Here is a 19,957-nt window from a genome sequence, read left to right as displayed (position 1 = left end):
GCGGGGACGCGAAAGCGCCCCACCGATCGGTGGGGCGCCCGGCACAGTGGGGGTTCGGTTCGTCAGACCGCGCTCTTCTTGAGACGACGGCGCTCACGCTCGGAGAGGCCGCCCCAGATGCCGAAGCGCTCGTCGTTGGCGAGGGCGTACTCCAGGCACTCGGAGCGAACCTCGCAGGCGAGGCAGACCTTCTTGGCCTCGCGGGTCGAGCCGCCCTTCTCGGGGAAGAAGGACTCCGGGTCGGTCTGGGCGCAGAGTGCGCGCTCCTGCCAGCCGAGTTCCTCTTCTTCGTCCTCTGCGATGCCGTCACCGATCAAAAGCTCAAAGAGCTCGCTCATCTGGCGCGCCTCCTCTGCCCCTCTTGGCGTCCCCGTGGTGTTGCCGTTGCCTGAGCGGCGGAACGACACGAGTGAAATTACAGTTGCGCCGCTCTGGCCCAGTCAAGCCGAGCTCTGGTATTGGGTCGAGGATTCACTCCCCGGAACCAAGCCGCTACCAATAGTGTACATATCCGGACAACCCGGACATTTGCCCCGGAGTGGACGTAACCGCCCAAAGACTTCGGGAATCTGACGTCGGGTCAGCACCGATCGACCCCGCCGGGACGGTCCGGACGATCGGGCCGCGACCTGCTCCCGATCAAGAAGACGCCCGCGGGGGCGGCCCGGTTGCCCGGGTACCGGGCTGCCTTCCCGGCGATCTTCGCATCGAAACCTAGAGGGTGATTTATCACTCCATCCGGTGGTTGGTGCCTGATCCATCCTGAATGTCCCGGAGATCGGGTTGACACCGGACCCGCAGGTGCGGTCTCCTGTCCACCATGTATCGGTTCGTCTCCCGCCCCGCCGGCCGCCAGGCCGCCCCGCGGGCTGCCTCGAACCAGCTCTGTTGTCGCCTCTGTTCCCGCTGTATCTAGGCGCACGCGTCCCACCGCGCGCCGCACACAGCCCGAACATCGAGGCCGCCCGCGCGACACGTCCCCGAACCACCGCGGATCGGCTCATCCCCCGACCGACCCCGGCCGATCCGAGGACTCCCGTGCGAATGCCCCGCCTCCGCCCGCGCAACCGCGACCGCAAGAAGAACGCACTCGTCACCGCCCGCACCGCCGTGCGCATCGCCGCCCCGCGGCACCCCTGGGCCGACGGCCTGAGCGACGTCTCCATCGCCGGCGACCCGATGGCCTTCCCCCACCTCGCCCGCACCGACCTGCCGCACCACCGGTCCGCCCCGGTCACCGTCGCCGACCGGGCCCGGCTGGTGCGCGAGATCGCCGCCGACCGCGCCCGCTGGGAGCCGCTGGTCCGCTACGACGCCCTCACCCGCTGGTACGCCCGGCTGGAGACCGGCCCCGGCTACGAGGTCTGGCTGCTCAGCTGGCTGCCCGGCCAGAGCAGCGGATTCCACGACCACGGCGACTCCGCCGGTGTGATGGCCGTCGTGCAGGGCGAGCTCACCGAGCGCTCCCTGACGGCGTCCGGCGAGGGCACCCGGGTGCTGCGGCCCGGCACCCAGCGGGTCTTCTCCGGCGGCTACCTCCACGAGATGGTCAACGCCGCGCTGGAGCCCGCCGTCTCCGTCCACCTCTACACGCCCGGCCTGGTGGAGATGAACCAGTACGGCGCCGCCGCCGTGCCGGAGCACCAGCCCGAACCGCGGTAGCCGCCGCACCGGCTGGCAGGATGGCCCCATGCGCATCGTGGCACTGGCTGGCGGAATCGGTGGGGCGCGCTTCCTGCGCGGGCTGAAGGAGGCCGTCGCTCCCGGCGACGAGATCACCGTCATCGGCAACACCGGCGACGACATCCACCTCTTCGGACTGAAGGTCTGCCCCGACCTCGACACCGTGATGTACACCCTCGGGGGCGGCATCCACGAGGAACAGGGCTGGGGGCGGGCCGACGAGACCTGGTCCGTCAAGGAGGAGATGAAGGCGTACGGGGTCGGACCGGACTGGTTCGGGCTCGGCGACCGCGACTTCGCCACCCACATCGTCCGGACGCAGATGATCTCCGCCGGCTACCCGCTCAGCGCCGTCACCGAGGCGCTCTGCCACCGCTGGCAGCCGGGCGTGCGGCTGATCCCGATGAGCGACGACCGGGTCGAGACCCACGTGCGGATCACCGACGAGCAGGGCAGCCGGGCCGTGCACTTCCAGGAGTACTGGGTGCGGCTGCACGCCGAGGTCGCGGCCGAGGCGATCGTGCCGGTCGGCGCGGACACCGCCAAGCCCGCCCCCGGCGTGCTGGAGGCGATCGCCGAGGCCGACGTGATCCTCTTCCCGCCGTCCAACCCCGTGGTGTCCGTCGGCACGATCCTGGCCGTGCCCGGCATCCGGCGGGCGGTCGCCGACGCGGCCGCCCCGGTGGTCGGACTCTCGCCGATCATCGGCGGCGCGCCCGTCCGCGGCATGGCGGACAAGGTGCTGGCCGCCGTCGGCGTCGAGGCCGAGGCCGGCGCCGTCGCCCGCCACTACGGCTCCGACCTGCTGGACGGATGGCTGGTGGACACCGCCGACGAGTCCGCCGTCGCCGCGGTCGAGGAGGCGGGCATCCGCTGCCGCGCCGTCCCGCTGCTGATGACCGACGTGCCGGCGACCGCCGCGATGGCCCGCGCCGCGCTGCAGCTCGCCGCGGAGGTGCGGGGGTGAGCCTGGAGATCCTCCCGGTCACCGGTCTGCCGGAGATCGCACCCGGCGCCGACCTCGCCGAACTCCTCGCCAAGCACGGCACCTTCGAGGACGGCGACATCCTGCTCGTCACCTCGAAGATCGTCAGCAAGGCCGAGGGACGCGTGCTGCAGGCCGCCGACCGGGAGGCCGCCATCGACGCCGAGACCGTCCGGGTGGTCGCCCGGCGCGGCCCGGCGCGGATCGTCGAGAACCGCAACGGCCTGGTGATGGCCGCCGCCGGGGTCGACGCCTCCAACACCGCACCCGGCACCGTCCTGCTGCTGCCCGAGGACCCGGACGCCTCCGCCCGCGCCCTCCGCGAACGCCTCCGGGAACTCACCGGCCGCCGGCTCGCCGTGATCGTCACCGACACCTTCGGCCGCCCGTGGCGCACCGGACTCACCGACGTCGCCGTCGGCGCGGCCGGACTGCCCGTCCTGGAGGACCACCGCGGCCGCACCGACAGCCACGGCAACCCGCTGCAGCTCACCGTCACCGCCACCGCCGACGAACTCGCCGCCGCCGGCGACCTGGTGAAGGGCAAGACCAGCGGCACCCCGGTCGCCGTGGTGCGCGGCCTCGGCCACCTGGTCACCGACGGGCACGGCGAGGGCGTCCGGCCGCTGATCCGGCCCGCCGCCGACGACATGTTCCGCCTCGGCACCTCCGAGGCGCTGCGGCAGGCCGTCACCCTGCGGCGGACCGTCCGCGCCTTCACCGACGAGCCGGTCGACCCGGCCGCCGTCCGGCGCGCGGTCGCCGCCGCGGTCACCGCCCCCGCACCGCACCACACCACCCCGTGGCGGTTCGTCCTGCTGGAGAGCCCGCGGACACGGACCGACCTGCTGGACGCCATGCTGGACGCCTGGCAGCGCGACCTGCGGGAGCTCGACGGCTGGGACGAGGAGCGGATCGCCCGGCGGACGGCCCGCGGGGACGTCCTGCGCAATGCCCCCTACCTGGTGGTGCCCTGCCTGGTCATGGACGGCTCGCACGGGTACCCCGACGGGCGGCGGGCGGCGGCCGAGCGGGAGATGTTCACGGTCGCGATCGGTGCGGCCGTGCAGAACCTGCTGGTGGCCCTCACCGGCGAGGGGTACGGCACCGCCTGGGTGTCGTCCACCATGTTCTGCCGGGACACCGTCCGCACGGTCCTCGACCTGCCCGACGACTGGGACCCAATGGGAGCCGTCGCCGTCGGCCGCCCGGCGCAGGCCCCGAAGGAACGGCCGGAACGCTCGGCGGAGCCGTTCCTGACCGTGCGGTAGCGCTCGCCGCGCCGGGACGTGCAGACCAGGGGCAGCACCTCAGGGGGAGCACCTCAGGGGCAGCACCTCAGGGACGCGTGGGGGCATCTCCCGGCCGAGGTTCGGCCCTGATCGGTCAGGAACACCACCCTCGGACTGCGCAGTTCCCCACGCCCCTGCCGTGCTCTCCGCGGGTGGGACTACCGGTGGCGGTGGTCGTTGGGGGTGAGGCGGGGGCCGTAGCGGGGGGCGCGGGCTCCGGTGAGGCCGATGAGGCGGCAGACGCGGTGCCGCTGCGGGCGGTAGGGCTCCAGCAGTTCGAGCATCTGGGCGTCGTCGCTCCGCGGCCGCCCGGCCAGTGCCCAGCCGACCATGTTCGGCAGGTGGAAGTCGCCGACGGACACCGCGTCGGGATCGCCGTTGGCCCGCTGCAGCGTCTCGGCCGCCGTCCACACCCCGATGCCGGGGACGGCGGTCAGCCGGGCGAAGGCCCGTTCGTGGTCGAAGCCGGACGCCTCCTCCAGCCGCGGTGCGAGCCGGGCCGCCCGGACGACCGTCGCGGAGCGCTTCGGGTCCACCCCGGCGCGGTGCCACTCCCAGCTGGGGATCATCGCCCAGTCGCGGGCGGACGGCGGCACCCGCAGGCCGTCCAGCGGTCCGGGCGCCGTGGTGCCGAAGTCGTGCAGCAGCGTCCGCCAGGCGCGGTAGGCCTCCAGGGTGGTGACCTTCTGCTCCAGGACGGCCGGGACGAGCGAGTCCATCACCAGGCCCGTCCGGGCGAGCCGGACGCCGGGGTGGCTGCGTTGGGCGTCCCGCAGCGGGCCGGGCGGGAGGACGAGCGCGCCGGGGTCGTCCTCGGCGCCGAGCAGCCGGGGCAGTCCGTCGAGCAGCCAGTCCGCGCCGGGGCCCCAGGCCTGGGCCTCGATCTCGGCGGAGCGCGGGGTGATCCGCAGGGTGCCGGGGCCGGCCGGGGTGCGCGAGGCGCGCCAGACCGAGCCGTCGGGGGTGGTGCGGAAGGACGGGTCGGCGGGTCCGCGCCGGAGCGGGAAGAGGGTGCGGCCGAGGTCGAGCGGGTGGCCCGGGCGCCACCGCCGTACCGTGCCCGGCATCACGCCTCACTCCCTCTCGTCCTCGGTGCCCGCCGTGCCGAGCGGGGCGCCTCGAACAATACGCCCGGCGGCGGGACGCCCGGCGCGGCGGACGGCGATCGGCCGGACCGGCCGCGGGGGCGGCGGGTCCGGCCGGTGGTCGGGGGCCGTGGCGGGCGGGGCTCACCGGCCCTGGAGGGTGGCCGCCCAGGCGCGGATGTCGCCGAGCCGGGCGTACAGCTCCTCGCCGGGGCACTCGGTGTTGAACGCGTCCCGGTGGCCGGAGATCGCGTTGAACTCCACCGAGGTGCCCTTCTTGTACTTGCTGCCGTCAGAGGCGGAGACGAGGGTCGCGGTGCCCTGGGCGTCCTTGCCGGTGAGGCCGAGCTTCCAGGCGGCGATCTGGGAGATGCCGTCGATCTGGGCCTGCGGCGCCTCGTCGGTGACGTAGGTGCCGAGGGCGGCGACGCCGGAGGAGTTGGTGTTGAAGCCGAGGGTGTGCGCGCCGAGGACGGGTTCGGCGACGCCGCCGGCTCGGCCCTCGTAGATGGTGCCGCAGCGGTCGACCAGGAAGTTGTAGCCGATGTCCCGCCAGCCGAGGCTCTGCACGTGGTACTGGTAGATCGCCCGGATGACCTTCGGCGAGTCGCCGCAGCTGTAGTCGTTGGCGGTGTCGGTGTGGTGGACGAAGACGGCGCGGACGTCTCCGGTGTAGACGAAGCCGCTCTCCCGGATCGACTCGTCGGCGCCCCAGCCGGCGCGGGTGACGATGCCGGGGCGCGGGGCCGCACCGGCCGTGCGGGGGGCCGGCTCGGCGGGCCGTGGGTCGGGGGCGGCCGCCGGATCGGCGCCGGGGTCGACGAGTTCGGCCCGTAACCCGGCGGGGAAGGGCCGGCTGCCGGCCTTGACGCGGACGGCGACGCCGTTGCTCGGGCCGACCCAGAGCGGGGCGGTGGCGCCGCGTCCGGTGACTTCGTCCGGCCGGTCGTCCTGCTCCGCCGCCAGGTCGTGCCAGGGGCTCCACTCGCCGGTGAGCGCGCTGCGGGTGCGGACCTGCACGCCGCCGTCGATGGTCTCCGACGGGTCGTCCCAGCTGACGCCCACCAGGGCGAAGGTGCCGGTGGTCCGCGGGCCGAGGTCGCGGAGGGTGTCGGGGCCGCGCAGCCCGGAACCCTCCAGGGGGATGGTGGTGACGCCGCCGGGCGAGGGCCTCGCGTGCGCGGGCACGGCGGCCAGGGTCGTCAGCAGCAGGGTGGTCGTGGTGGCGGCCGCCGCGAGGGCGGCCCTTCGTTCAAGGCGCATAAATCGGATATTGACGGCAAAAAACCTCGGCCGCCACGCCGCTCGGCCGAGGTCGACGCCCCTGCCGGACGTCCGTGCGCAGGCCGTAGGCTGGACCGCACCATGACTGCGCCCTTCGCTGCCGACGCCCGCATCCCCGCCGAGCTGCTGCACGCCTATCTGCGCCCCGGTGCCCCCGATGCCGACCCGTCCCGCCCCCTGATCACCTTCTACGACGACTCGACCGGCGAACGGGTCGAGCTCTCCGCGAAGACCTTCGACAACTGGGTCGCCAAGACCGCCAACCTCCTTCAGGACGAGCTGAACGCGGGCCCAGACGACCGCGCCGCGCTGCTGCTGCCCGCCCATTGGCAGACCGCGGTCTGGCTGCTGGCCTGCTGGTCCGTCGGGGTGACCGCCGTACCCGGCGGTGACCCCGGCTCCGCCGATCTGGTGATCAGCGGACCGGACGGACTGGAGGCCGCCGGGGCCTGTTCCGGCGAACGGGTGGCGCTCGCGCTCCGCCCGCTCGGCGGCCGCTTCCCCCAGCGCCCGGACGGCTTCCTCGACTACGCCGCCGAGGTGCCGGGCCAGGGCGACCGGTTCGCCCCGTACTCCCCCGTCCATCCGGACTCCCAGGCACTGGAGACCCACATCGACGGCCTCCCGCTGAAACTGACCGGCGAGCAGACCGTGCAGCTCGCCCGCGAGGGCGCGGCGCGGCTCGGCATCGGCGTCGGCGACCGGGTGCTGTCCACGCTGTCGTACGACGACTGGGCCGGGCTGGAGGCCGGGCTGCTGGCACCGCTCGCGGCCGGCGCCTCGGTGGTGCTCTGCCGGAACTCCGAGGGGTTGACGGCGGATCAGTGGGAGAAGCGCATCGAAGCCGAACGGGTGACGCTACGACTGGGCTGAACCCGAACGGCCGAACCCGGCCACCCGTGCCACCTGGCGGGCCCGAGCCCGCCGACGAACGCCCGCGCACCGGCGGACCCCTTCGGGGCCGTCCGAACGTGCGGGCGTTCCGCCGTTCCTGACGGTTCACCGGACCGGGTCACATCCGCTCGATGCGCGCGGACGGCGGCGCGGGCTCGTCTAGGGTTTCCGGGATGAACAGCGGACAGCGGCGTCCGGGCCTCGTCCCGGACACCTACTCCCGCGCGGCCGACCCGAGCGGCCCGCGGCGCGACGGCTCCCCGCACCTCCCGGCTCCGGGACGCCTGCGGAGAGCCTCGGCCGCCACCCCGGCCGCGGGCGGGCGGGCGGAGCTCCGCCGGGGCCGCCGTTCCGCCGAACGCGGCCGCCGCCTCGCCCGCTGGACGGGGATCACCGCGGCACTGGCGCTGATCGCCGGCTGCGGCGGCGCGTACTTCGCGTTCCGGCACTTCAACGCCAACATCGCCTCGGTGGACGTGCACGTCGGCACGGAGTCCGAGCGGCCGCAGGCCATCGAGGGCGCGGTCAACATCCTGGTGATCGGCACGGACAGCCGGGTCGGCCTCGGCCGCACCTACGGCGACGCGGGCAGCGTCGGGCACGCCGACACCACCCTGCTGCTCCACGTCGCCCGGGACCGCAGCAACGCCACCGTGCTGAGCATCCCGCGCGACCTGATGGTGCAGATCCCGGAGTGCCGCACCGGCGACCGGCGGATCCCCGGCGAACGCCGGGCGATGTTCAACACCAGCCTCGGCGAGGACGGCCGCGACCCCGGCTGCACCTGGACGACGGTCGAGAAGCTGACCGGCATCCGTATCGACCACTTCATGATGGTGAACTTCGAGGCGGTCAAGACGCTCTCCACGGCGGTCGGCGGCGTCGAGGTCTGCGCGGCCAAGAACATCGACGACCCGGACTCCCACCTGCGGATGACCAAGGGCCGCCATGTGGTGGAGGGAGAGGAGGCGCTGGCCTTCGTCCGCACCCGGCACGCCGTCGGCCTCGGCGGCGACCTCACCCGCATCCCGCTCCAGCAGCAGTTCCTCGGCTCGATGATCCGCAAGATCAAGAGCGGCGACACCCTGTCCAGCCCCACCAAGGTCTGGCACCTCGCGGACGCCGCCACCAAGGCGCTCACCGTCGACTCCGGGATCGACGACGTCCGGCGGCTCAAGGACCTCGCGCTGGAGCTGGGCAAGGTCGACACCCGGCACATCACCTTCGCCACCGTGCCGGTGCAGGACGACCCCCGGAACAAGGACCGGCTCGCCCTGCGCCAGCCCGACGCGGCCCAGCTGTTCGCGCTGGTCGCGGCCGACCGCCCGCTGGACTCCGCCGCCCCCGCCGCGTCCTCCCCCGGTGTGTCCGCGGCGTCCGCGGCCGGCGTCGGGGCGCGGTCCTCGGCCACCCCGGCCAGCCGGGCCTCCGGCCACCCGGGGCTCGGCCCGCTGCTCGACCCGTCCGAGGTCGAGGTGACCGTCCGCAACGGCAGCGGGGTCGGCCGGCAGGCCGGGCGGGCCACCGCCGAGCTCCAGGCCAAGGGCTTCAGCAAGGCGACGGTCGGCGGCAACACCCAGGCCGCGGCCGCCAGTTCGATCGGCTACCCGGCCGGCCGGGCGGAAGAGGCAGCCGCGCTCGCCGCGGCGCTCGGGCTGCCCGCCGACTCCGTCCGGCAGAGCGCGCGGCTGAGCGCCGGGGACGGCCTGGTCGTGGTGCTCGGCCGGGACTACGCCGCGCCGACCGCCGCCGCGGGGACGGGCGCCGCCGGCACCGGGCCTTCCTCCCCGGCCTCCGCCGCTCCGCTGCCGACCGCGGTGCCGAAGAACCTGCAACGCGTCCAGGCCGACGACACCGACGTGTGCGCGAAGTAGCGACCGCGGGACGCTACGTCATTTTCCGTCCTGTCACAGTCAGTTCTGTAACCTTTCGGCCGCGCGAAGCGTCCTGTCTGTAGACCGACCGGCCAGGGGGAGCAAGGGGCCGGGCCGGCACGGGGGTGCATCCGTGCCGCCTGCCCGCCGGACGGTCCGGGATCGCCCCACCGGCCGACCGGCCACGGGGGCAGGAGACTGGGCGGACCACATGACGAGCGTTGAGCCGATACCCGGCGGCCGGGCGGGCGCACGGCGGGCCCGGCAGGACGGCACGTCCCGGCGCCGGCCGCGCGGCCGGCGCTGGCTGCGCATCGTGGCCATCACCACCGGGACCACCCTGGTGGTGGGGTGCGGCGCGGGCTACCTGTACTACCGGCACCTCAACGGCAACATCCAGGCCGGCACCAAGAACCTGACGGACGAGCACGGTGCCCGCACCGCGCCGGACGCCAAGGGCCGGACCCCGCTCAACATCCTGATGATCGGCACCGACAGCCGCGGCTCCTCGGAGAACGTGGCGCTCGGCGGCTCGGCCGACGAGGCGTCCCGCCCCGGTCTGGCCGACGTCCAGATGCTGCTGCACGTCTCCGCCGACCGCACCAACGCCTCGATGATCAGCATCCCGCGCGACACCATGGTGACGATCCCGACCTGCCACGACGAGAAGGGCAAGACCTACAAGTCGACCACGCACACCCCGATCAACGAGGCGCTGGCCCGCGGCGGCCCGGGCTGTGTCCTCGGCACCTGGACGAAGCTGACCGGCCTCGACATCGACCACTACATGATGGTCGACTTCAGCGGCGTCGTCCGGATGGCCGACGCCGTCGGCGGCGTGCCCGTCTGCGTGGACCGCAACATGTGGGACCGCTACCGGCCCGGGCACGGCGGCACCGACCTCAAGCTGCCCAAGGGCACCACCAAGGTGAAGGGCGAGGACGCCCTCAAGTGGCTGCGCACCCGCGACGCCTGGGGCTCCGACATCGGCCGCACCAAGGCGCAGCACTTGTACCTCAGCTCGATGATCCGCGAGCTGAAGTCCAGCGGGCGACTGAGCGACCCCGGGCAGCTGATGTCGCTCGCCGAGGCGGCCACCAAGTCGCTGAGCGTCGACACGGGCATCGCCGACCTCAAGAAGCTCTACGACCTCGGCAACGAACTGAAGCAGGTGCCCGCCGAGCGGACGACGACGCTGACCGTCCCGGTGATCGCGGACCCGCAGAACCCGTCGGCCAAGCTGCTCCTCAAGGAGCCCGACGTGGACCAGATCTGGAAGATGCTGTACGCGGACAAGCCGCTGGACGACAAGGGCCCGGCCGCGTCCGCGTCCGCCTCGCCGAGCCCCGCTGCCGTGCCCTCGCCGACGACCGGTGCCGACGCGCCCGCGAAGAGCACGATCGCGGTCACCGTCCAGAACGGCACCGGGATCACCAACCGGGCCGGCGACGTCAAGAAGGCCCTGGTCACGGCCGGGTTCACCAAGGCGGCGACGGCGCCCGGCGGAGGCACCCGGGACACCACGAAGCTCACCTACGGCGCGGGCCAGCAGGCCAAGGCGCAGGTGGTGGCCGCCGCGCTCGGCCTGCCCGCGAGCGCCCTGGCGGAGTCCGGCACGTCGACGACGCTCAGCCTGGTGATCGGCGCGGACTGGAAGAGCGGCACCACCTTCACCGCGGCCCCGGCCCCTACCGCGCTGCCGACCTCCGTCGACGCGGACACCTCGGACAACGACAAGAACTGCATGACCGTCGTCCCGCAGGGCAACCTCTACACCTACTGACGGGTGCTCAGGCGGACGGCCCGTCCCCGCTCTCCGCGAGCGGGGACAGCAGGCCGTCCGCCTCGGCGTACCGCTCGCCGGTGCGCGGGCAGCGCCAGAGGCCCTCGCCGGCCGGCTCCAGCGGCTCGCCGGCCCGGCCGACCCACTTGATCCGGCGGGCCGGCACCCCGGCCACCAACGCGAAGTCGGGAACGTCCCGGTGCACCACCGCGCCGGCCGCGACCAGCGCCCAGCGGCCCACCGTCACCCCGGCGACCAGCACCGCGCGGCCGCCGATCGAACAGCCCCGGCGGAGCGTCACTCCGCGGGCCTGCCAGTCGTCGCCGCGCTTCAGCCGCCCCTCGGGGTCGACCGAGCGCGGGTAGAGGTCGTTGGTGAGCACCGCGGCCGGGCCCACGAAGACGCCGTCCTCGACCACCGCGGGCTCGTACACCAGTGCGTGGTTCTGCAGCTTGACCCGGTCGCCCAGGCGCACGCCCGGGCCGACGTAGGCGCCCCGGCCGATGATGCACTCGGCGCCGATCTCGGCGTGCTCGCGGACCTGCGCGAGGTGCCACACGGTGCTGCCGGGGCCGATCACGGCCCGCTCGTCGACGTCGGCCGTCGGCTCGATCCGGACGTCCGCGTACTCGCCGGTGCCGGCCGGTGCCCCCTCGGTGATCCCCATGGCGCCGAAGATAGCGGCGGAGGGCGCGGCGGGGAGGCGTTTCGCACCCACCCGACCCTGCCGGGCGGGCCGCGCTGCGGCAGCCGGCCCGGCGGGGAGGGGTCAGGCGTTCTCGGTGCGCGGGGCCATCGGCTCGGGGCGCTTGCTGGCGATCACCCGGCGGGCGAGGCTGCGCGGCGAGGTGAGGAAGCCGAAGCCCCAGCTCATGTGCATGGTCGCGAGCGCCACCGGCAGCTGGAGGCGGGCCTTGGCGGACAGCCCGCGGCCCTCCCGGACCGAACCGGCGAGGATGCCCAGCACGTAGCCGCCCGGGACGACCAGGAAGACCGGGTGCACAGCGGCACCCAGCGCCAGGCCGGCCAGGCAGGCGAGCAGCGCCGCCGGCGGGGCCAGGTAGCGCAGGTTCACCGAGCCGCGGTGGTAGCGGGTGACCACCCGGCGCCAGCGGCCGTAGTCCTTGTACTGCTTGGCGAGCGCCCGCACGCTGGGCCGCGGCCGGTAGGTGACCTTCAGCTGCGGGGTGAACCAGATCAGGCCGCCGTCCTGGCGGATGCGGTAGTTCAGCTCCCAGTCCTGGGCGCGGATGAACTCCTCGTTGTAGCCGCCCTGCTGCTCCAGCACCTCGCGGCGGAAGACGCCCAGGTAGACGGTCTCAGCCGGACCGGCCAGGCCGCCGGTGTGGAAGGCCGCGTTGCCGACGCCGATCTTTGAGGTCATGGCGGCGGCGACCGCCTTCTCCCACTCGGTCTCGCCCTCGGCGTGCATGATGCCGCCGACGTTGGCGGCGTCCATCTCGCCGAGCAGTCGGACGGCGGTCGCGATGTAGCCGGGCGTCAGCAGACCGTGCCCGTCGACCCGTACCACGATCGGGTGGCGCGAGCCGCGGATCGCGGCGTTCAGCGCGGCCGGGGTGCGGCCGGTGGGGTTGGGCACGGTCTTGACCCGCGGGTCCTCGGCGACCAGCTCGGCGGCGATCTCGTCCGTCCGGTCGGTGGACGGGCCGAGCGCGATCACCACCTCCAGATCGCCGGCGTACTCCTGTTCCAGGATGTGCCGAACGGCGGTGCGCAGGTGTCGTTCCTCGTTGAGCACCGGCATGATCACGGAGACCGCCGGCAGCTCCTCAGCAGCCTTGGTGTTCATCGCGCCCCACCGTACCGGCGGCGCCCGGGCGATGTCAGGCGAGGGGTCCTGCGGCCGGCCCGACGGGGGCCCCGCAGCTGTCCTGCGCGAGCCCGGAGCCGCCGGGTGGAGCGTTTCGCCGGGCCGGGTGACGGGCGGCGTGCCGTGGCACGGGCGGGCTCGCTGCGGGCCTACCATCCCGAAGATGCCCACCTCGCGCCGTCCCGGACCGCCGCCGCCCCGCCGCGCACGCGGGCACTCCGGCGGCCGGGGCCAGGCCGGCGCAGCCCACGGGGGTGGCGGCGCAGCCCACGGGGGTACGGGCCGCGGCCGTGCCGGGCGGGGCGGTACGGGACAGGGCGCTACGGGGCGGCAGGCCGGCGGAACAGGACGCGGCGGAGTCGGCGGCAGCGGCGCACGCGGCGCACCTCCGGGAGGCAGGCGCGGCCGCGGCGGTTCCGCTCCCCCACCGGCCTCCGGGCGGCGGCTGAGCGGCGGGTTACGCCGCTGGGGCCGCTTGGCCGCCGGAGTCCTCTCGCTGGCCGTGCTGGCCACCTCCTGCGGCGGCTGGGTGGTGCTGCACGGCCTCGGGGAGGCGATCCAGCGGGTGGACGCCATCGGGGGCGGCTCCGACCGGCCCGCCGACGACGGACTCACCACCTTCCTGGTGGCCGGGACGGACGAGCGCGAGGGCATCCCGGAGAACACCCTCAAGAACGTGCTGCACGCGGGCGGCGAGTCCTGCCACTGCACCGACACCCTGATGGTGGTGCAACTCGCCGGGAACGGCGGCCGGGCCACCGTGGTCAGCATCCCCCGCGACTCCTACGTGGAGATCCCGGCCCACCAGGACCCGGCCACCCACCTCCAGGTCCCCGCCGCCAAGGGCAAGATCAACGCGGCGTACGGGATGGGCGGCGCGCCGCTGACCGTCCGCACCGTCGAGCAGGCCACCGGGCTGCGGATCGACCACTACCTGCAGATCGACTTCCTCGGTTTCGTCAGCGCGGTGGATGCACTCGGCGGGGTCGAGGTGTGCACCGCCAAGCCGCTCAAGGACCCGTACTCGGGACTGGACCTGCCGGCCGGTACCAGCAGGCTGGACGGGGCGGGCGCCCTCAAGTACGTGCGGGCCCGGCACGTCGACGGCAGCTCCGACCTCGGCCGGATGCACCGGCAGCAGCGGTTCGTCGCCCAGCTGCTGAGGCAGGCCACCGCGCAGGAGGTGCTGCTCGACCCGGCCCGGCTCGGCACGGTGCTCGGCAGCACGCTGAAGGCGGTCAAGGCCGACAAGGGGCTCTCCACCGGGGCCCTGCTCGACTTCGCGAGCCGGCTCAAGGACCTCTCCGCCGCCTCCGCCGACTTCGCGACGGTGCCGGTGTCCGACGTGGACCACCAGGTCCCCGGGTGGGGGTCGACGGTGCTGTGGGACACCAAGGCCGCGAAGGCGCTGTTCGACACCGTCCGGCAGGGGAAGCCGCTGACCGAGCACTCCGACCCGGTGCCCTCCGTCTCTCCCGCCCCGGGGACGCCGTCGTCCGCCGCGGCCGGGACCGTCCCGGCCGGACAGATCCGGGTCCAGGTGCTGAACGGCACCGGCCTCACCGGCCTCGGCTTCCGGGTCGACGAGGAATTGCGGCGGGCGGGCTTCGCCACCACCGGCACGCCGTCCAATGCGAACGCGGTGACCGCACGCACGGCCGTCCGCTACGACCCGCGCTGGGACGAGTCGGCGAGGACCCTCGCGGCTGCCCTGCCCGGTGCCGAACTCGTGCCCGTGCCCGGTCTGGGGGCCACCCTGCAGGTCGTGGTCGGCGGCGACCACCGGGGACCGGCCGCGCCCGGCACCACGTCCTCCGCCGTGTCCTCCGCTCCGGCTCCCGCCGCAGCCCCGGCCGCGGCCCCTCCGGCGGCGTCCGCCTCCCCCGGGTCCGCGGTGGCTGCGGAGACGGGCAGCGAGATCAGCTGCAGCTGAGTGCCCGTGCGTGTCGGTGCTACAGGAAGTACCGGCCCAGGGTGATCAGCACCAGGGCGGCGAGCGAGAGCCGGTTCAGCAGCACCTGCGGGCGGCCGACCGCCGAGGCCGGCAGGACCTCGGCCGGCCGGCGCTGCGGAGAGGCGGCCGACGCGGAGACCACCCCGGCCATGAAGACCGCGAAGCCGCCGGGGTTGAGGCGCACACCGTCCACCCGGGTCGACCAGGTCCGGACGGACACCTGCTGGCCGTCCTTGAACCGCACGGTCAGCGTGCTCCCGCGTGCCGTCGCACGCTTCACCTCGTCCCAGCTCCGGCGGCGCACCCGCAGGGCCGAGGTCAGCACCAGGCCGTCGCGGTCCTGGCCGATCTGCCAGGTGAGTTCCCTGGAGAGGACGAGCAGAGCCATGAGCGCGCCGCCCAGCGGGGCCACCACTCCGCCGAACCAGGTGGGGCTCGTGGCACTGGTGGTGTGGAGAACCGACAGCACACCGAAGAACGGGCCCCCGGCACAGCGGGCCACCAGTGGCATGCCGACCACCCTGGCAGGTTCGCGTACCTCGTCCACAGGCGTGGCCTCGCCGGACGCGGCGGTCGAGCCGGCGGCCGGGTCGGCTGCGGGAGACGTCTCTGACATGCGGCGATGATGGCAGGGGCCGCTGCGGCGACTGCGGGCAGGGGCTGCAGCCGCCGGCCCGATCGCACGGTGCCGGGGACGCCGAAGGGGCCGGGCGCTCGGCCCGGCCCCTTCGGTTCCGCGGTCCCCCGTACGTACCGCGGACCCCCGTGGGTGGTGCGGTCAGTCGGTGGCGATAGCCGCCAGGATGTTCATCCGTCCGGCCCGGAAGGCCGGGAGGAGGGCGGCGAGGAGGCCGACCACCGCCGAGGCGACCAGGATGCCGACGATGGTGCCGGTCGGGACGGTCAGAATGTCCAGGCCCTGGCCGGCGAGCACCTCGCGGGAGGTGATGCCCCAGGCGAGGCCGAGGCCGGTGCCGAGCAGGGCGCCGAACACCGCGATCACCACGGACTCCAGACGGACCATCCGGCGCAGCTGACGGCGGGACAGGCCGATCGCCCGCAGCAGGCCGATCTCGCGGGTCCGCTCGACCACCGAGAGGGCGAGCGTGTTGACGACGCCGAGGACGGCGACCACGATCGCGAGGCCGAGCAGGCCGTAGACCATGTAGAGCAGCTGGTTGACCTGCTGCTGGATCAGGTCCTTGTAGCCGGCCTGGTCGCGGACGCTGATCTGCGGGTAGGCCTCCAGGGACTTCTGCAGGGCGGTCAGCGTCCGGTCGGGGTCGGCGCCGGGCGCGGCCTTGCCGTAGAGCTGGATGCTGGCGGGCAGGTCCTTCTCCGGGACGACCTTGGTGACCGTGTCGGTGTTGACGATGTAGGCGCCGGAGAACAGCGACTCGCCGGAGTCGATGATCTGGCCGACCGGCAGGGACTGGGTGCGGCCCCGGCCGTAGTCGACCTTGACCTGGTCGCCGACCTTGACCTGGTGCTTGGTGGCCCAGTCCTGGGGGACGGCGATGCCTCCGTCGAAGGCCGCGGTGAGGCTGCCGGCGGTGGTCTTCAGGCGGAAGTCCTCGGTGAACGTCCGGGTGGCGGCGACCAGCTTGGTCTCGGTGGTGGCGCCGTCCGGGGCGGTGACGTTCGCGGGCAGTTCCTTGGCGTCGGTGAGGTGGGCGAGGCCCGGGGTGGCCTTGGCGGCGGAGACCATGGCCGGGGTCAGGGCGGCGCCCATCCCCTGGCCGGCGACGATGTAGTCGGCACCGACGGACTTGTCGATCTGGGCGTTGGCCGAGCTGACCATCGAGGAGGTCACCACGGAGGCGCCGGTGACCAGGGCGAGACCGATCATCAGGGCGGCGGCGGTGGCGCCGGTGCGGCGCGGGTTGCGCATCGCGTTGCGCTGGGCGAGCTTGCCGGACGGGCCGAACAGGGCCGGCAGGAAGGCGCCCAGGACCCGGATGATGCCGGTGGCGAGCAGCGGGCCGATGACCACGAAGCCGATCAGGCTGAGCAGCACGCCGAGGCCGAGCCACTGGCCGCCGGTGGCGGCCTTGTCGGCGCTCGCGGCGGCGGCCAGGCCGGCCGCGCCGAGGCCGGTGACGACCAGGCCGATCACGATGCGGATCCGGTTGGCGGACGCCTCGGCCGGGGTGCCGTGGTCGCGCAGGGCGGCCATCGGGGAGATCCGGGCGGCGCGGCGGGCCGGGAACCAGGCGGCGAGCAGGGTGATCAGCACGCCGACCGCGTAGGAGGCGGCCGGAACCGTCCAGGTGATGTCCAGCGAGGAGGCGTCGAGGTTCATCCCGGCGGCCTTCATCAGCTGGATCAGCAGGGTGGCGATGCCGAGGCCGGCGGCCAGGCCGAGCGTGGAGCCGAGCACGCCGAGGATCAGCGCCTCGACCATCACCGAGCGGTTGACCTGCTTGCGGCTGCCGCCGATGGCGCGCAGCAGGCCGATCTCGCGGGTGCGCTGGGCGACCAGCATGGAGAAGGTGTTGATGATCAGGAAGCCGCCGACCAGCAGCGAGATGCCGGCGAAGCCGAGCATGGCGTACTTCATGAAGTTGAGGAAGGAGCCGACGTCCTTGTTGTTCTCGGCCTTCTGCTCGGCGGCAGTCTTGGCCTCGTATCCGCTGCCGAGGGCGGCGAGCGCCTGCTGCTTGAGCTGATCGTCGCTGCGGCTGCCGTCGCCGAAGAGGTCGACGGTGGTGAAGGCGGTGGTGCCGAGGAGGTCCTGCTGGGCGGTCGGGGTGTCCATGAAGGCCAGCGCCGCACCGGGATTGGTGGTCCGGAAGGTGACGATGCCGGAGATGGTGAAGTCGTAGTTGCCGCTCTTGGTGATGACGCGCAGCGGACTGCCGAGTTCGAGCTTGGCCTTCTTGGCGGTGTCGGCGTCGAGCATGATCTGGCCGGCCCCCTTGGGGGCGCTGCCGGAGGTGATGTCGACGGACTTGCGCGGGGTTTCGACCCAGTTGCCGGTGAGTGTGGGCGCACCGGAGGTCGGGCCGACCGCCTTGTTGGTCTTCGGGTCGACCAGGACCGCACTCTGGACCATGACCTGGCCGAGGGCGGTCTTCACGCCGGGCAGGCCGGCGAGCTTCTGCACGGTGTCGACGGGGACGGTGCTGGCCGCGCCGCCCTCCTGCTCGTCGGCGGTGAGCTTGTCCTTGGCCTGGCCGACGGACAGGTCGGAGGCGGTGGAGGCGAAGAGCCGGTCGAAGGTGCCGGTGGCGGTGTTGGAGAAGACGAGCGTGCCGGACACGAAGGCCACGGACAGCACGACGGCGATCAGTGAGAGGATCATTCGCCCCTTGTGGGCGAAGAAGCTCCGTAGTGAGGTCTTGAGCAGCATCGGTGCGTCCCCCGGCTCAGCTGGTGCGCTTGCCGTCGAAGCGGCGCATGCGTTCGAGGACGGAGTCGGCGGTGGGGGCGTGCATCTCGTCGACGATCCGGCCGTCTGCGAGGAACAGCACACGGTCCGCGTAGCCGGCGGCGACCGGGTCGTGGGTGACCATGACGATGGTCTGGCCCAGCTCGTCGACCGAGCGGCGCAGGAAGGTGAGCACCTCGGCGCCGGAGCGGGAGTCGAGGTTGCCGGTGGGCTCGTCACCGAAGATGATCTCGGGTCGGGCGGCGAGGGCGCGGGCGACCGCGACGCGCTGCTGCTGGCCGCCGGAGAGCTGGGTCGGCCGGTGCTTGAGGCGCCCGGCGAGGCCGACCGTCTCGATGACCTGGTCGAGCCAGGCGGCGTCGGGCTTGCGGCCGGCGATGTCCATCGGCAGCGTGATGTTCTCCAGGGCGTTCAGCGTGGGCAGCAGGTTGAACGCCTGGAAGATGAAGCCGATCTTGTCCCGGCGGAGCCGGGTCAGCTGCTTGTCCTTGAGACCGGTGATCTCGGCGTCGCCGATCCAGATGCGACCCTCGGTCACCGTGTCGAGGCCGGCCAGGCAGTGCATCAGGGTCGACTTGCCGGAGCCCGAGGGGCCCATGATCGCGGTGAACCGCCCGCGGTGGATGTCCACGTCGACGGCGTCGAGGGCCGTGACCCGGGTCTCCCCGGCGCCGTAGGCCTTGGTCACCTGGCGTGCGGAGGCGGCGAAGGCGCCCTGCCCGCCGGGCGTCTGCTGGTCATGCACGGCTTTGGCTGCCGTCGTCACTGGGTTCTCCTCGGTACGTCGTCCACCCGTCGCCCCACAGCCTGCCAACGGGGACGGGTGCTGCGACATGGTGCAGGCAGCCGTCTTGGAGGTGGGGCCAGCACCACCCCCGAAGGAGGAGCGGGCTGTAGGAACCACGTTAGGAGCGGGCGGGAACCGTCTCGTCCTCCGTCGGGAGGAAGCCGGTTGACCGGGAGATGTACGGGGTGCGGGCGCCCTCCCCCTAGGGGACCGCACCCCGGGTACCAGGGTCAGCCGGCGGCGACCAGCTCCCCGCTGCGGACGAGCGCCGCGGCGAAGGTGTCGACCACGGGCGTGAGCTGCAGTTCCGTCTCCGGTTCGAGGGCGGTGGTGCCGTCCTCCCGGGTGGTGACGTGGCGGTCCAGGACGAACCAGCCCTGGGTGATGTGGCCAGCGCCCATCGAGCTGAGCACCGGGCGCAGCGCGTAGTCCACCGCGAGGACGTGGGCGGGCGAGCCGCCGGTGGCGAGCGGCAGGACGGCCTTGCCGCGCAGCGCGTACTGCGGGAGGACGTCGAGCAGGGTCTTGAGCAGTCCGGAGTAGGCGGCCTTGTAGACGGGGGTGCCGATGACGATGCCGTCTGCCTCGGCGAACAGCTCCAGTGCCCGGGCTATCGCGGGGTCGGAGGTGTCGGCGGAGAGCAGGGCCTCGGCGGGCAGGCTGCGGACCTCGAACGGGACGACGTCGTGGCCGTGCGCGGTGAGCAGGGTGTCGACGTGGCGGAGCAGCCGGGTGGTGCGGGAGGTCGGCGACGGGGAGCCGGAGACGGACAGGACGGTGGCCATGGGTTCACCTCGGGTCGTGGCGGGCCGCTCGACGGGCGGGGCCCGGGAAGGCTGCGGCGGGGCCGCGGCTGGGGCGCGGCGGAGATCGGAAGCGGTACGGCGCGGCGCGCTCCGCCCCGAGGGGCGGAGCGGGCGGTGCGGGCACGGGGTGTCGGCGAGCGGTCAGCCACGACACAGCGAGCGGGCGACACGCAGCAGGTCGACGTGCCGCCGACGCGTGAGGATCCTTCGCTGTCCCATGGCGACGATGCAAGCACGGGCCGTTTCCGCCGGTCAAGGTTGGTTCCAGCAGGTGAACATTCCGCCGATCCGTCCGCGCCGTGCATCAA

Annotated in this window: 16 protein-coding genes; 7 read left to right on the top strand and 9 right to left on the bottom strand. The window is 73.6% G+C overall.

The window, feature by feature from the left end; all coding sequences use genetic code 11:
• Window positions 1-62: 62 nt before the first annotated feature.
• On the bottom strand, window positions 63-338 hold the full coding sequence (locus KSNIM_RS23370) for a WhiB family transcriptional regulator (RefSeq protein WP_030276170.1): 276 nt from the start codon (window positions 336-338) through the stop codon (window positions 63-65).
• An 841-nt stretch (window positions 339-1,179) separates the two neighbouring features.
• On the opposite strand from KSNIM_RS23370, the gene KSNIM_RS23365 reads away from it, so the two are divergent.
• The 3 genes from KSNIM_RS23365 to KSNIM_RS23355 are packed head-to-tail and all read left to right on the top strand — an operon-like array spanning window position 1,180 to window position 3,939.
• Window positions 1,180-1,662: a cysteine dioxygenase gene (locus KSNIM_RS23365; protein ID WP_263108072.1), complete on the top strand. Its 483-nt coding sequence runs from the start codon at window positions 1,180-1,182 to the stop codon at window positions 1,660-1,662.
• Window positions 1,663-1,690: 28 nt separating this feature from the next.
• Window positions 1,691-2,650: a 2-phospho-L-lactate transferase gene (gene cofD, locus KSNIM_RS23360; RefSeq protein ID WP_263105121.1), complete on the top strand. Its 960-nt coding sequence runs from the start codon at window positions 1,691-1,693 to the stop codon at window positions 2,648-2,650.
• Window positions 2,647-3,939 carry a coenzyme F420-0:L-glutamate ligase gene (locus tag KSNIM_RS23355; RefSeq protein WP_263105120.1) on the top strand — a complete coding sequence of 431 codons (1,293 nt, stop codon included), beginning with the start codon at window positions 2,647-2,649 and terminating at the stop codon, window positions 3,937-3,939. Before cofD ends, KSNIM_RS23355 begins: the two co-directional genes overlap by 4 nt.
• 179 nt (window positions 3,940-4,118) lie before the next feature.
• Here the strand turns inward: KSNIM_RS23355 and KSNIM_RS23350 are convergent, their stop codons facing one another.
• Window positions 4,119-5,027 (bottom strand): DNA-3-methyladenine glycosylase family protein, encoded by a 909-nt coding sequence (locus tag KSNIM_RS23350; protein WP_263108071.1) that lies wholly within the window; start codon window positions 5,025-5,027, stop codon window positions 4,119-4,121.
• A 162-nt stretch (window positions 5,028-5,189) separates the two neighbouring features.
• Window positions 5,190-6,308 (bottom strand): peptidoglycan recognition protein, encoded by a 1,119-nt coding sequence (locus KSNIM_RS23345; protein WP_263105119.1) that lies wholly within the window; start codon window positions 6,306-6,308, stop codon window positions 5,190-5,192.
• 102 nt (window positions 6,309-6,410) lie between these two features.
• On the opposite strand from KSNIM_RS23345, the gene KSNIM_RS23340 reads away from it, so the two are divergent.
• From KSNIM_RS23340 to KSNIM_RS23330, 3 genes are all read left to right on the top strand, one after another.
• A complete protein-coding gene (locus KSNIM_RS23340; RefSeq protein WP_263105118.1) occupies window positions 6,411-7,202 on the top strand; it encodes a TIGR03089 family protein in 792 nt (263 codons plus the stop codon).
• Window positions 7,203-7,396: 194 nt separating this feature from the next.
• On the top strand, window positions 7,397-9,097 hold the full coding sequence (locus KSNIM_RS23335) for an LCP family protein (RefSeq protein ID WP_263105116.1): 1,701 nt from the start codon (window positions 7,397-7,399) through the stop codon (window positions 9,095-9,097).
• Between the two features lie 211 nt (window positions 9,098-9,308).
• Window positions 9,309-10,880, top strand: coding sequence for an LCP family protein (locus tag KSNIM_RS23330; RefSeq protein WP_263105115.1), 1,572 nt, complete (start codon window positions 9,309-9,311; stop codon window positions 10,878-10,880).
• 7 nt (window positions 10,881-10,887) lie between these two features.
• On the opposite strand, the gene KSNIM_RS23325 is transcribed toward KSNIM_RS23330, so the two are convergent.
• Both KSNIM_RS23325 and KSNIM_RS23320 read right to left on the bottom strand, forming a co-directional pair.
• A complete protein-coding gene (locus tag KSNIM_RS23325) occupies window positions 10,888-11,547 on the bottom strand; it encodes an acyltransferase (RefSeq protein ID WP_263105114.1) in 660 nt (219 codons plus the stop codon).
• A gap of 102 nt (window positions 11,548-11,649) precedes the next feature.
• Window positions 11,650-12,690 (bottom strand): glycosyltransferase family 2 protein, encoded by a 1,041-nt coding sequence (locus KSNIM_RS23320; protein ID WP_263105113.1) that lies wholly within the window; start codon window positions 12,688-12,690, stop codon window positions 11,650-11,652.
• A gap of 496 nt (window positions 12,691-13,186) precedes the next feature.
• Here KSNIM_RS23320 and KSNIM_RS23315 point away from each other — a divergent pair, with 496 nt between their 5' ends.
• Window positions 13,187-14,644 (top strand): LCP family protein, encoded by a 1,458-nt coding sequence (locus KSNIM_RS23315; protein ID WP_263105112.1) that lies wholly within the window; start codon window positions 13,187-13,189, stop codon window positions 14,642-14,644.
• 19 nt (window positions 14,645-14,663) lie between these two features.
• Here KSNIM_RS23315 and KSNIM_RS23310 read toward each other — a convergent pair whose 3' ends face one another.
• From KSNIM_RS23310 to ssuE, 4 genes are all read right to left on the bottom strand, one after another.
• Window positions 14,664-15,281, bottom strand: a complete 618-nt coding sequence (locus tag KSNIM_RS23310; RefSeq protein WP_263105111.1) for a hypothetical protein — start codon at window positions 15,279-15,281, stop codon at window positions 14,664-14,666.
• A gap of 162 nt (window positions 15,282-15,443) precedes the next feature.
• Window positions 15,444-18,017, bottom strand: coding sequence for an ABC transporter permease (locus KSNIM_RS23305; protein ID WP_263105110.1), 2,574 nt, complete (start codon window positions 18,015-18,017; stop codon window positions 15,444-15,446).
• A gap of 16 nt (window positions 18,018-18,033) precedes the next feature.
• Window positions 18,034-18,822 carry an ABC transporter ATP-binding protein gene (locus tag KSNIM_RS23300; protein ID WP_263105109.1) on the bottom strand — a complete coding sequence of 263 codons (789 nt, stop codon included), beginning with the start codon at window positions 18,820-18,822 and terminating at the stop codon, window positions 18,034-18,036.
• Window positions 18,823-19,073: 251 nt separating this feature from the next.
• The gene (gene ssuE / locus KSNIM_RS23295) at window positions 19,074-19,628 is read right to left on the bottom strand and encodes an NADPH-dependent FMN reductase (protein ID WP_263105108.1); all 555 of its coding nucleotides are present in this window, start codon (window positions 19,626-19,628) and stop codon (window positions 19,074-19,076) included.
• Window positions 19,629-19,957: the final 329 nt, after the last annotated feature.

Origin of the sequence: Kitasatospora sp. DSM 101779, assembly GCF_025655475.1 — a bacterium.
Lineage (GTDB): Bacteria > Actinomycetota > Actinomycetes > Streptomycetales > Streptomycetaceae > Kitasatospora.
Note: the sequence above shows the minus strand (reverse complement) of the source record. Positions and strands in the feature narration are given on the sequence as shown.

What these genes read in the sequence shown, in the direction of transcription:
- cofD (WP_263105121.1), top strand. Translation starts at nt 1,691, where the DNA reads ATGCGCATCGTGGCACTGGCTGGCGGAATCGGTGGGGCGCGCTTCCTG.
- KSNIM_RS23325 (WP_263105114.1), bottom strand. Translation starts at nt 11,547, where the DNA reads ATGGGGATCACCGAGGGGGCACCGGCCGGCACCGGCGAGTACGCGGAC.
- KSNIM_RS23370 (WP_030276170.1), bottom strand. Translation starts at nt 338, where the DNA reads ATGAGCGAGCTCTTTGAGCTTTTGATCGGTGACGGCATCGCAGAGGAC.
- KSNIM_RS23310 (WP_263105111.1), bottom strand. Translation starts at nt 15,281, where the DNA reads ATGTCAGAGACGTCTCCCGCAGCCGACCCGGCCGCCGGCTCGACCGCC.
- KSNIM_RS23340 (WP_263105118.1), top strand. Translation starts at nt 6,411, where the DNA reads ATGACTGCGCCCTTCGCTGCCGACGCCCGCATCCCCGCCGAGCTGCTG.
- KSNIM_RS23345 (WP_263105119.1), bottom strand. Translation starts at nt 6,308, where the DNA reads ATGCGCCTTGAACGAAGGGCCGCCCTCGCGGCGGCCGCCACCACGACC.
- KSNIM_RS23305 (WP_263105110.1), bottom strand. Translation starts at nt 18,017, where the DNA reads ATGCTGCTCAAGACCTCACTACGGAGCTTCTTCGCCCACAAGGGGCGA.
- KSNIM_RS23365 (WP_263108072.1), top strand. Translation starts at nt 1,180, where the DNA reads ATGGCCTTCCCCCACCTCGCCCGCACCGACCTGCCGCACCACCGGTCC.
- ssuE (WP_263105108.1), bottom strand. Translation starts at nt 19,628, where the DNA reads ATGGCCACCGTCCTGTCCGTCTCCGGCTCCCCGTCGCCGACCTCCCGC.
- KSNIM_RS23330 (WP_263105115.1), top strand. Translation starts at nt 9,309, where the DNA reads ATGACGAGCGTTGAGCCGATACCCGGCGGCCGGGCGGGCGCACGGCGG.
- KSNIM_RS23350 (WP_263108071.1), bottom strand. Translation starts at nt 5,027, where the DNA reads ATGCCGGGCACGGTACGGCGGTGGCGCCCGGGCCACCCGCTCGACCTC.
- KSNIM_RS23335 (WP_263105116.1), top strand. Translation starts at nt 7,397, where the DNA reads ATGAACAGCGGACAGCGGCGTCCGGGCCTCGTCCCGGACACCTACTCC.
- KSNIM_RS23320 (WP_263105113.1), bottom strand. Translation starts at nt 12,690, where the DNA reads ATGAACACCAAGGCTGCTGAGGAGCTGCCGGCGGTCTCCGTGATCATG.